Raw genomic sequence first — 12,163 nt, 5'->3', positions numbered from 1 at the left:
CCATGGGAATGATTTCCATGGCTATTTCTATTACTAATGTATTATCTTTTACGTCCCAATCCCATGGCACGTTCCATTTTTTTCAATGTTTTGAATGACGCTTTTTGAGCTTTATCGCGACCATGATCTAGGATTTCATCTAGTTTATCTGAATTGTAAAATTCATTATATTTTTCTTGGAAGTTAATTAAGAAATCTTTGACGATTTCTGATAAGTCTGTTTTGAACTTACCGTATCCTTCATTTTCGTACTTAGCTTCTAAATCTTTAATAGATTCATTTGTTAAGCTAGAGTATATTGTTAATAAATTTGAAATACCTGGTTTGTTATCACGATCAAATTTAATAATTCCATCTGAATCTGTTACAGCACTTTTAATTTTCTTTGCTGCCACATTAGGCTCGTCTAGTAATGAAATAAAGTTTTTCTGATTATCATCACTTTTACTCATTTTCTTCGTTGGGTCTTGTAAACTCATGACGCGACCCCCTACTTTAGGCATACGAATTTCTGGTTTAACCAAAATGTCATTATAACGACTATTAAAACGTTCGACTAAGTTACGTGTTAATTCCATATGTTGCTTTTGGTCTTCACCAACTGGAACAATATTAGTATTGTATATCACAATATCTGCAGCCATTAATGGTGGGTAAGTTAGTAAACCTGCTGGAATACCATCAGTACGTTTTTGAGCTTTATCTTTATATTGAGTCATACGTTCAAGTTCTCCAACACTTGAAATTGTTGTGAGCATCCAACCTGCTTGCACGTGTGCTGGTACTTCAGATTGTATAAATAAGGTAGCTTTTTCTGGGTTTATGCCAGATGCTAAATAAATAGCCGCAAGTTGACGGATTTGTTTACGTAACTTGATTTTATCTTGTGGCACAGTAATTGCATGTTGGTCGACGATGCAAAAATAACAATCATAATCATTTTGAACATCAGCAAATTGTTTTAATGCCCCAATATAATTACCAATTGTGGGTATTCCACTAGGTTGAATTCCTGAAAATAATGTCTCCATATTAGATGCCTACTTTCTTAGTTTTAATTCATATTATTTAAATTATAACAGTATTTCTTTAAAATGTAAGTTATGTTAGTATGTAGTTATACGTTAATTCTGAATTTTTAAATTTAGGTTTTTAGAAAATTTGAGATTTCTCAGAAAAATTAGGGTTTTCTCATTTAATTTTAATGTTAGTTGGTTATACTAGTATTGTAAGGTTAAGAGGACTAAATAAATTATCATTTCTTAATCAATAAATTCAAAAATAATGAATAATATTCATTCAATAGGAGAGTGAGATGTATGGTAACATTATTTACTTCACCAAGTTGCACATCTTGCCGTAAAGCGAAAGCATGGTTACAAGAACATGACATTCCATATACGGAGCGTAACATTTTTTCTGAACATTTAACAATTGATGAAATCAAACAAATTTTAAAAATGACTGAAGACGGTACTGACGAAATTATTTCTACTCGTTCTAAAACATACCAAAAATTAAACGTTGACATTGATTCTTTACCACTACAAGATCTTTATGCGATCATTCAAGATAATCCAGGACTATTACGTCGTCCAATTATTCTAGATGAAAAACGTTTACAGGTTGGCTATAACGAAGATGAAATCAGACGTTTCTTACCTAGAAAGGTTCGTACTTTCCAATTACAAGAAGCGCAACGTCTTGTTGATTAATTTTAAAATTTAATTGAAGATTATAATAATATGAAACAGCACTATTTTAGTGCTGTTTTTTGTAACTAAAAAAGGGAATATGTTAGTATATATAACGATTGTAAAATAGTTAAATTTAATCAAACAAATAGATTGTAATTTCCACTACGTTCTAATACAATATGGTTACTATTCATCGACTGTAAGGAGTGAGATGATATGAGAATAGAACGCGTTGATGACACAACAGTCAAATTATTTATAACTTATAGTGATATTGAAGCTAGAGGATTCAGTCGAGAAGATTTATGGACTAACCGTAAGAGAGGCGAAGAATTCTTCTGGTCAATGATGGATGAAATCAATGAAGAAGAAGACTTCGTAGTTGAAGGACCTCTTTGGATACAAGTACATGCCTTTGAAAAAGGTGTGGAAGTTACGATTTCTAAATCTAAAAATGAAGAAGCTATGAATATGTCTGATGAAGATGCAAACGAGCAATTTGAAGAACAAGTTAACGAATTACTTGCAAATACATTAGAAAATGAAGAGAGCATTGAAGATTTATTCGAACAAAGAGCACAACAACAAAAGCACTCTCATAAGTCTGAACAAAAACAAACGAAACAACGTCCGAACATAAGAACAGTTATCGTTAAATTTGATGATTTAGAGCAAGTTATTAGTTATGCATATCACCATAATTTATCAACTGATGAATTTGAAGATTTATTATATATGAATGACAATAAATATTACTATGCTATTCACTTTGATGAATCAGTCAGTCAAGAAACGATTAACGATAGTTATAGTCAGATGTTAGAGTTTGCATATCCAACAGATAAAACTGAAGTATACTTAAATGATTATGCTAAGATTATTATGAGTCATAATGTAACTGCTCAAGTGAGACGTTATTTCCCAGACACAGTTGAATAATGAAAGTTTTTACCGAGGCAATGAATATTGCTTCGGTTTTTTTGTGTTGAGAAGAAAAATCACCATTTCATACGTTTATTCTTATGAGGTGAGTGAAATTTATGTTAATCGCTATAAATCAACAAGGCGAGCAAGTATATGCACATCGTGCAAAGAAACAAGACAGCTATTTTTGTCCGCATTGTAGCGCACAACTACTATACAAATGTGGCCCCAAAAAAATCCCGCATTTCGCGCATAAGGTTGATAGCGTATGTTATTGTGCAAAACAAGAATCCGAACAACATTACTTTGTAAAGTGTTTTATTGCGAAGATGTTATCACAACTACATTATCACGTTCAAATTGAACCTTATTGTCCAACTATTCAACAATACCCAGACATACTAGTGAATTCAAAATATGTAATTGAAATTCAATTTTCTAGAATAGGTATTGAAGAGATCATAGAACGAACAAAGGGATTTAAACAGCTGAATATGGAAGTCATTTGGTTAATTCAAGATTGTCGATATCATATGGGAAGGCTATATCTCAATTCATTTCAAGCACATTTTATTCATCCAATTAACAGGTGTTTATATGTATGGAATCAAAAGAACAAGTGTGTTGTTTTATATAGTCAAATTCAGCATATTGGTGGCAGACAATTTATCGCAAAACAAACAGTAATTAAAATCAATGAATTAGTGAATCAGATTAGTATAATGCCTACGCCATATCAACACATTTTCAAGCTAACTAAATCTGAAATACATTATTACTTGAATCAATGTAGAAGGAAAAATTCTGTCCTTGAACCATCGTTAAGCGCAATGTACCAGTTAAGATTAACAGATGAGGCTATTTATCATAACTTCGGCTACATATTCCCTTATCAACTCTATATTGAGAATCATCCAGTTCAGTGGCAATTACAATTTAAATTATTTAATGAACAAGAGTGTGATGTACATCAGCGTTTAAAAGCCTTTCTTAAATTTAGACAGATGTACCTTAACACTATTTCTATGGATTGTGTTGTCTCAGAACTCATTAATCATTACATTAAATATAGTTAAAACGTGCAATTTATAGGGAATAATGAGAAAATTATAACATTAGTTATTATAGGAGGTTTACTATATGAGTCAACAATTAACAAGAGAAGAGCAAGAACGTAAATATCCAAATGATACGTGGGATTTAACAACGATTTTTAAAAGTGATGAAGCTTTTGAAGAAGCATTAAAAGAGGTTGAAGGTTATCTAGGTAAAGAAGAGCAATTTAAAGGGCACTTAGCAGATAGTGCTGATACATTATATGATGCGCTTGCATTAGAAGATGAAATTGGTACTAAACTAGAGAAAGTATATGTCTATGCACATTTAAAACAAGACCAAGATACTTCAAACGATAAATATACAGGATTCGAGTCACGCGCACATCAACTTATAATTAAAATTAGTTCAGCATGGAGTTTCTTAGTACCAGAAATTCTTCAAATTGATGAAGATAAACTTCAATCATTTATCGAAACTAACGACAACTTAAAACGTTATGAATTTGATTTAAAACTTATCAATGAAAAACGACCACACATTTTAGATGCCGAGCAAGAGAAATTACTTACTGAGGCTCAAGATGCCCTATCTACACCAAGTAATGTGTACGGTATGTTTAGTAATGCAGATTTAGAATTTGAAGATGCAGTAGATAAAGATGGTGAAAAACATCCATTAACACAAGGAACTTTTATCAAATATTTAGAATCTGATGATCGCGAGTTACGTCAATCAGCATATAATAATTTATATAAAGCTTACGGTGCTTATAATAATACTCTAGGTTCAACATTAGCAGGGGAAGTTAAGAAGAATGTCTTTAATGCTCGAACACATAACTATAAAACAGCTCGTGAGCGTGCGTTAAGTAATAATCATATACCAGAAGAAGTTTATGATAATTTAGTAAAAACTGTGCATAAATATTTACCGTTATTGCACAGATACACGAAACTAAGAAAAGAATTATTAGACGTTGATGAGCTGAAAATGTACGATTTATATACGCCAATGGTTAAGGACGTTAAATTCGAAATGCCTTATGAAGAAGCAAAAGAATGGATGTTAAAAGCGTTAGAACCTATGGGTGAAGAGTACCTTGATGTAGTAAAAGAAGGTTTGAATAATCGATGGGTCGACGTTTATGAAAATAAAGGCAAACGATCAGGCGGTTACTCATCTGGTGCACATTTAACTAACCCATTCATTTTATTAAATTGGTCAGATACTGTATCTGATTTATATACGCTAATTCACGAATTTGGTCATTCAGCACATAGTTATTTCAGTCGTAAACATCAACCATCTAATTCTAGTGATTATTCAATCTTTGTTGCTGAAGTTGCATCAACTTGTAATGAAGCATTACTAAGTGATTATATGGATAAACATTTAGACGATGAACGTCGTTTATTATTATTAAATCAGGAACTTGAAAGATTCAGAGCGACTTTATTCCGTCAGACTATGTTCGCAGAATTCGAACATAAAATTCATCAAATTGAAGAAGCAGGCGAACCATTAACTGCAACACGTATGAATGATGAATATGCTAAATTGAATAAACAATACTTTGGTGATGTTGTTGAAACAGATGACAATATTAGCAAAGAATGGTCAAGAATCCCTCATTTCTATATGAATTACTATGTATATCAATATGCTACCGGATATAGTGCAGCACAAAGTTTAAGTCATCAAATTTTAACTGAGGGTAAACCTGCAGTTGAAAGATATATTAATGAATTCTTGAAAAAAGGAAGTTCTAATTATCCAATTGAGATTCTGAAAAATGCCGGTGTGGATATGACTTCACCAGAACCTATTGAGCAAGCTTGTGAGGTCTTTGAACAAAAATTAGATGCTTTTGAAAAACTTATGAAAGCTTAGAATGACTGTATCCGTTTACAATATGTCAAGTTTGTGACAATTTTGAAATAAGGGGTCTTTAATATTGAAATACCTATATTAGCGTGTTATATTATGAGCATGAAATTAATCACATAACAAACATACCCCTTTGTTTGAAGTGAAAAATTTCTCCCATCCCCTTTGTTTAGCGTCGTGTAATCAGACACGGCGTTTTTTTATGCTCTTTTTTAATAACTACCACTATCAATTAATTCCCCATTGTTGATAAATTTTATCATTGTACTTCGACGCCATTACTATACATTGCAATTGATTTATATAACAATAATAGAAACAGAGTCGTTCAATTTTAAATTGATGGGTACACAAAAATAAGCCATCCAATGCATGAATATAATCATCATTGAATGGCTATTGTTAGCTATCCTATATTCTAGGCATTTTTGATTGCCAAAAATCTCCTTCAGGATATTGAAGTTTTTCTACTTTTTGTTGTAACGCCAATTTCTTAAGTTCTTTTGTCATTAACTTTTCGGGCCACTCATATATGGTCAATAGTTCTTCCATAGTAACGAGTTGTTTCTTTTGAATATAATGCTCAATTTTAGGTGGAAGATTTTTTTCAATTGGCGTACCCATTAATTCATTAATAATATATGTGTAAATGTGATATGGATATAATCCTTCTACTTTCAGGCCTTCCTCATGAATATCTTCACTGAAAAATACGAGTGAAGGTGCTTGCTCAATTTCCATTTCTCGAGCAATGTGTAAATCTATTTTTAAACTTTCGGTTAATTTGCTTTTTTGTAAATCTTCTTTGAATTCATTGTAATCTAAACCTGCATTAATGATGCAGTCACAAATCATTTCTTCCGTAATAATATCCTTCTTAGGAATAATTTCATTTTGCATTAAATGGATGAAACGTTCCGCTCTTAAACGACCTTGTAATTCAGCCGCTTTATAAGCTAAGGCGATATTATCAAAATCAGATGTACTTTGTGCTTGGCACTTAGTAAGTACTTTCAATGAAGGGTTTAGAATATGTCTGATACGGATATATTGATTATATTCAATTCTTAATTTAGAAATAATCGCTGATAATTTAAAGCAATCTGTATTAAATGGATCAAAAAATGAATAAATTTCAATTTTATTTACAGGTGACAGATTAGCATCTTCACGACTTCTATTGTCTACAATTTTTAGTTCTTCAGCCATGTTTTACTCACCTTCAATTATATTTAGGAATTTACCATGTGGTTTGCGGTTAGACGTAAACGTTCATATAAATAGTCTCCAACACCAGCTGGAAACTGTGCTTCGGTTATTGCAGTATGCATATTTTCTAACCATGCATCTCTCTCATAAGTTGTAATTTTAAATTCCATATGTCTTTTTTTTAACATCGGATGTCCATGTTCTTTAGTATATAGGTTCGGTCCACCTAGAAATTGAGTGAGAAATTGCTTTTGTTTTCTACTCGTTTCAGCAAAATCTCCAGGGAACAAATGATTGATTCTGTCATCTTTCTCAACTAGAGCATAGAAATGATCAATCATATTATAAAGTGCTGTTTCACCTATAATATCGTATGGCGTTTTAGACATAATATCACCAATTTCCGTTAATATATTACTAATATAACATGAATTTTTACATTTAAAAGTAATTTGACTTTTTACAGCGACGTACTGCTACTTGTCAATTTGATTCTTATAGTCAAAGAAACGTTGAACTTTATTGTTAGGTACGGTGTGCTTAAGATTAAATTCTTCTAATAAACTATGGAATTTTTTCAATCCATTGTTATAGTCAGTAACTTCAAATTCTAACTCATAATCAACTTTGTCGAAATAATCACTTCGATCTAATACTAACAATTCATTTTTATAGTTCGTTTCTAAACGAGCTGTTCTCAATGCGCCTAATATAGTTAATTCATTGTCATTAATACCATATGATTCGACAATTTCTCGTATATCTTCTGGTAGTGAGTTATTGGATATTATATCACCTGTTTTAGGTATATATTTGACCATATGATTATATTCCATCAAACCTACGTCGGCTGGCACTTTTAAGGTCATTTCATATGTGTCGTTTTTAACACGGATTCGTAATGCAGATTTATGATCTCGCAATATGAAGTTAGGAGTATCAATATAGTAGTTTATTTGAATAAAAGGTTCTTTATGTTCAAAAAAAGTATATTTAAATTTATCGTACACATCTTTACTTAGTAATTGTTTGAATTCTATTTCATTATTTGCTGCCATAATTTGCACCTCTAAATCCATTTATTTTAGTTCATTATGACTGAGTTATATAAATATTTAAAGTAATTATATATGAATGAAAGAGTAAATCTGAGTACATAAGTATAGTTTATAAATTGATTTGATTTGTCACAACATAATGAGCTTCGTTCAATAGTGTATAGACGAGTAAGAAGTGCATTTCAAACGTGTGTTATACAGTTAAATTATGTTAAACTAATAAAGAATAATAAGGAGGAACAAGCATGCGTATTTATGTAAATGAAATTAAAATTAAAGATGATGGCATTTATTGCTACTCAGAAGATCCAACTGATGGATTAGTAGAAGTAGGACAAATGCTTGTTGATAGTGATAATTACGGATTTGCCTACTTATTAGATGACGGACAATCATATGATTACTTGATTTTCGTTCAAGAAACATGGTCCATGTTGCATGAGAATAGAGGCAAGAAACTAATAGTAAACGATGACTTGGTTTTAGAACATTTTCAAGAGGAATTAGATTACATACTTGAGAATGTTGAAGGAAATAATAACTATGGTAAGGAGTTTGTTTCAGCTGTTGAAGAAACTTTTGACCTAAAGTGAAGCGGAGTGAAACAATATGAATCAATGGGATCAATTTTTAACACCATATAAACAAGCCGTTGATGAATTAAAGGTAAAATTAAAAGGTTTGCGTAAGCAATATGAAGTTGGAGAAGATGCTTCACCCATTGAATTCGTTACTGGTCGAGTAAAACCAATTACGAGTATTATTGATAAGGCGAATAAAAGGGGGATACCATTTGATAGACTACGTGAAGAGATGTACGACATTGCTGGTCTTAGAATGATGTGTCAATTTGTGGACGATATCGATGTGGTTGTTAATATGCTTAGACAACGACAAGATTTCAAAGTGATTGAGGAACGTGACTACATCAATAACACAAAACAAAGTGGTTATCGTTCATATCATGTGATTATTGAATATCCAATTGAAACATTAAACGGTCAGAAAGCTATTTTAGCGGAAATACAAATACGAACATTAGCAATGAATTTCTGGGCTACAATTGAGCATACATTAAGATATAAATATGACGGGGATTATCCAGCGGAAATTCAGCATCGTCTTGAGCGTGCAGCTGAAGCGGCATATCTTCTAGATGAAGAGATGTCTGAGATTAAAGATGAAATTCAAGAAGCACAGAAATATTATTCTCAAAAACGTGCAAAAAAACATGACTAATGAGGTGTGGGGATGCGTTATACTATCTTGTCTAAAGGTGATTCAAAATCCAATGCTTTAAAGCATAAAATGATAAATCATATGAAAGATTTCCACATGGTAGAAGATTCCGTTAATCCAGAAATTGTTATTTCTGTAGGTGGAGATGGAACTTTATTACAAGCCTTTCATCAATACAGCCACATGCTTTCTCAAGTGGCATTTGTAGGTGTACATACAGGACATTTAGGTTTTTATGCTGATTGGTTACCTCATGAAGTTGAGAAATTAATTATTGAAATTAATAACTCTGAATTTCAAGTCATTGAATATCCATTATTAGAAATTATTGTCAGATACAATGATAATGGTTACGAAACACGTTATTTAGCTTTAAATGAAGCAACAATGAAAACGGAAAATGGTTCAACACTTGTAGTTGATGTGGGCATTCGTGGTAAGCAATTTGAACGTTTTAGAGGTGACGGTTTATGTATATCAACTCCTTCAGGTTCAACTGCTTATAATAAGGCATTAGGTGGAGCACTAATACATCCCTCACTTGAAGCTATGCAGATTGCAGAAATAGCCTCTATCAATAATAGAGTATTTAGAACAGTGGGTTCACCACTTGTTTTGCCAAAGCATCATACATGTTTAATTACACCTGTTAATCATGATACCATTTTAACAACAATTGATCATGTTAGTTTAAAACATAAAAATGTCAATGGTATTCAGTTTAGAGTGGCTAATGAGAAAGTGCGTTTTGCTAGATTTAGACCTTTCCCATTTTGGAAAAGAGTACATGATTCTTTCATTGAAAGTGAAGATGGACGATGAAATTTGAATACGTGATACAGCATAATGAAATGCTTAAGTCTTTTTTGCAGCGTCATCAATATTCTAAAAAGACAATTAGCGCCATTAAACATAATGGCGCTTTAATTATTAATAACAGTCATGCAACTGTCAGAAAAATGATGATGCCAGGTGATGAGTTAACTATTGCGTTACCTGATGAAACACCTAGCTCATATTTGATTCCATCACGTAATCCAATTGAAATATTGTATGAAGATGATTATTTAATTATTGTGTCAAAACCAAACTATTTAAATAGCACTCCGTCAAGAGAACATCCGCACGATAGTTTGATAGAACGTGTACTTTATTATTTAAATGTTGGTCAGTTAATCGATACATTGATCGTACCGCATATTGTTACACGTTTAGACCGTAACACTAGAGGCATTGTAATATTTACTAAGCATGGGCATATCCATCATTTAATGACGACGAGTGCAATAGATAAAAGGTATATGTGTGTATGTTATGGTCAAATGCTATTGAATGGTGTTATAGAAGAACCGATTGCTAGAGATAGCCAGAGTATTATTACTAGGAAAGTTGATGCTTCAGGAAAATACGCAAAGACTTCATATGAAACAGTAATGGCCAAACCTGAAGCGAGCTTATGTGAAATTAAATTACATACTGGAAGAACGCATCAAATACGCGTTCATTTTAATTATATAGGACATCCTCTTGTTGGTGATGATTTATATGAAGGAAGTCATCCTGAAATTCATACGCAATCTTTACAATGCTATAAAGTGACATTCATACATCCAATTTATAATAGAGAAATTGAGATAGAAATAGATTATAAATGGCTACAAAACATTTTTGCAGAATTATAATAAGATTTGGAGGTGTTGACGTTGTCATTAGAAACAGAAAATAATGACTATAATACTGACGAAGTGTATAACCAAAATTTGTTAGATGATCTATTAAAACAAGACGATATTGATCGTTTTAGAGAAGAATTTCTAGCAATGCACGAATATGAACAAAGTGAATATTTTGAAGACACTACGAATGAAAATAGACAAAAGATATTTGAATTTTTATCACCTCAAGAAGTAGGGGAATTCTTTGAACAATTAGAAATAGATGATGAAGCATATGAGGACCTTTTTGATACGATGAATGCACATTATGCTAGTAAAGTTTTAGAAGAGATGTCTTCGGATAATGCTGTAGATATATTAAATGAACTTTCGAAACCGAAAGTAGCTAGTTTGCTAACGTTAATGAACCGTGACGATGCTAATGAAATTAAGCATCTATTACATTATGAAGAAGATACAGCTGGCGGTATCATGACGACGGAATATATCTCATTAGATGCCAATACTCCAGTTAAAGAAGCATTAATGTTAGTAAAAGAACAAGCACCAGATGCCGAAACGATTTATGTTATTTTTGCCATTAATACCGATGGACAATTAGTTGGAGTATTATCTTTAAGAGATTTAATTGTAGCTGAAAATGATGCATATATAGAGGATATAATGAGTGGGCGTGTGATTAGCGTTAATGTAGCAGATGACCAAGAAGATGTAGCTCAAAAGATGAGAGACTATGACTTTATTGCAATGCCAGTAATAGATTATCAACAACATTTACTTGGTATTATTACAATTGATGATATTCTAGATGTTATGGATGAAGAGGCAAGTGAAGACTACTCTCGTTTAGCTGGGGTATCTGATATTGACTCAACAAATGATTCTGTTGTGAAGACTGCTACTAAACGATTACCGTGGCTTATCATTCTTACATTTTTAGGAATGATTACCGCTACTATATTAGGTGGTTTTGAGGCAACATTATCACAAGTTGCATTATTAGCTGCATTTATACCTATTATTAGTGGTATGTCCGGAAATTCTGGTACACAATCACTTGCGGTGTCTGTACGTAATATCTCTACTGGGGAAATTGATGAACAAAGTAAATTTAAGGTTGCATTGAGAGAAGCGGGAAGTGGCTTGCTTTCAGGATTAGTTTGTGCCACTGTTTTATTTATTATCATCGTTGTTATATATAGACAACCATTTTTAGCACTAATAGTTGGAGGCAGTCTTACTATTGCAATGACGGTTGGTACGTTAGTTGGTTCTATGATTCCGTTATTTATGAATAAACTGAATATTGATCCAGCCGTAGCCAGCGGACCATTTATTACAACAATTAATGATATTGTAAGTATGTTAATTTACTTTGGTTTAGCAACAACATTCATGTCATATTTAACATAGG

13 protein-coding genes are annotated in these 12,163 nt (G+C 32.1%); 9 read left to right on the top strand and 4 right to left on the bottom strand.

The features are described from left to right. Positions 1-41: 41 nt before the first annotated feature. Positions 42-1,031 carry a tryptophan--tRNA ligase gene (gene trpS / locus BB045_RS08865; RefSeq protein WP_070581480.1) on the bottom strand — a complete coding sequence of 330 codons (990 nt, stop codon included), beginning with the start codon at positions 1,029-1,031 and terminating at the stop codon, positions 42-44. Between the two features lie 288 nt (positions 1,032-1,319). Between trpS and spxA the strand changes: the two genes are divergently transcribed. The 4 genes from spxA (at position 1,320) to pepF (ending at position 5,570) form a co-directional block, all read left to right on the top strand. Continuing rightward, positions 1,320-1,715 (top strand): transcriptional regulator SpxA, encoded by a 396-nt coding sequence (gene spxA, locus BB045_RS08860; RefSeq protein ID WP_011276230.1) that lies wholly within the window; start codon positions 1,320-1,322, stop codon positions 1,713-1,715. A gap of 198 nt (positions 1,716-1,913) precedes the next feature. Then, positions 1,914-2,636, top strand: coding sequence for an adaptor protein MecA (gene mecA, locus BB045_RS08855; protein ID WP_037535464.1), 723 nt, complete (start codon positions 1,914-1,916; stop codon positions 2,634-2,636). A 101-nt stretch (positions 2,637-2,737) separates the two neighbouring features. Beyond that, positions 2,738-3,697: a competence protein CoiA gene (locus tag BB045_RS08850; protein WP_070581479.1), complete on the top strand. Its 960-nt coding sequence runs from the start codon at positions 2,738-2,740 to the stop codon at positions 3,695-3,697. A 64-nt stretch (positions 3,698-3,761) separates the two neighbouring features. Then, the gene (gene pepF, locus BB045_RS08845) at positions 3,762-5,570 is read left to right on the top strand and encodes an oligoendopeptidase F (RefSeq protein WP_070581478.1); all 1,809 of its coding nucleotides are present in this window, start codon (positions 3,762-3,764) and stop codon (positions 5,568-5,570) included. Positions 5,571-5,978: 408 nt separating this feature from the next. Here pepF and yjbH read toward each other — a convergent pair whose 3' ends face one another. The 3 genes from yjbH to BB045_RS08830 all read right to left on the bottom strand — a co-directional run bounded on the left by yjbH (position 5,979) and on the right by BB045_RS08830 (position 7,834). Continuing rightward, positions 5,979-6,776, bottom strand: a complete 798-nt coding sequence (gene yjbH / locus BB045_RS08840) for a protease adaptor protein YjbH (RefSeq protein WP_070581477.1) — start codon at positions 6,774-6,776, stop codon at positions 5,979-5,981. Between the two features lie 23 nt (positions 6,777-6,799). Beyond that, positions 6,800-7,165 carry a truncated hemoglobin YjbI gene (locus BB045_RS08835; protein WP_070441354.1) on the bottom strand — a complete coding sequence of 122 codons (366 nt, stop codon included), beginning with the start codon at positions 7,163-7,165 and terminating at the stop codon, positions 6,800-6,802. An 87-nt stretch (positions 7,166-7,252) separates the two neighbouring features. Next, positions 7,253-7,834 carry a CYTH domain-containing protein gene (locus tag BB045_RS08830; protein WP_070581476.1) on the bottom strand — a complete coding sequence of 194 codons (582 nt, stop codon included), beginning with the start codon at positions 7,832-7,834 and terminating at the stop codon, positions 7,253-7,255. Between the two features lie 245 nt (positions 7,835-8,079). Here BB045_RS08830 and BB045_RS08825 point away from each other — a divergent pair, with 245 nt between their 5' ends. Genes BB045_RS08825 through mgtE form a run of 5 tightly spaced genes read left to right on the top strand, consistent with a single transcriptional unit; the run spans position 8,080 to position 12,162 of the window. Beyond that, positions 8,080-8,427 (top strand): UPF0738 family protein, encoded by a 348-nt coding sequence (locus BB045_RS08825; RefSeq protein WP_011276223.1) that lies wholly within the window; start codon positions 8,080-8,082, stop codon positions 8,425-8,427. 16 nt (positions 8,428-8,443) lie between these two features. Continuing rightward, positions 8,444-9,073 (top strand): GTP diphosphokinase, encoded by a 630-nt coding sequence (gene yjbM / locus BB045_RS08820; protein ID WP_011276222.1) that lies wholly within the window; start codon positions 8,444-8,446, stop codon positions 9,071-9,073. Positions 9,074-9,085: 12 nt separating this feature from the next. Beyond that, positions 9,086-9,895, top strand: coding sequence for an NAD kinase (locus BB045_RS08815; RefSeq protein WP_070441351.1), 810 nt, complete (start codon positions 9,086-9,088; stop codon positions 9,893-9,895). Then, positions 9,892-10,755 carry an RluA family pseudouridine synthase gene (locus tag BB045_RS08810; RefSeq protein WP_070441348.1) on the top strand — a complete coding sequence of 288 codons (864 nt, stop codon included), beginning with the start codon at positions 9,892-9,894 and terminating at the stop codon, positions 10,753-10,755. Before BB045_RS08815 ends, BB045_RS08810 begins: the two co-directional genes overlap by 4 nt. Before the next feature lie 21 nt (positions 10,756-10,776). Then, positions 10,777-12,162, top strand: a complete 1,386-nt coding sequence (mgtE, locus tag BB045_RS08805; protein ID WP_070485483.1) for a magnesium transporter — start codon at positions 10,777-10,779, stop codon at positions 12,160-12,162. The last annotated feature ends 1 nt before the right edge of the window (position 12,163 follow it).

The organism is Staphylococcus sp. MB377 (genome assembly GCF_001922505.1).
Taxonomy (GTDB): domain Bacteria; phylum Bacillota; class Bacilli; order Staphylococcales; family Staphylococcaceae; genus Staphylococcus; species Staphylococcus haemolyticus.
The sequence above is the reverse complement of the archived record's forward strand: the minus strand, read 5'-3'. Positions and strand labels throughout refer to the sequence as shown.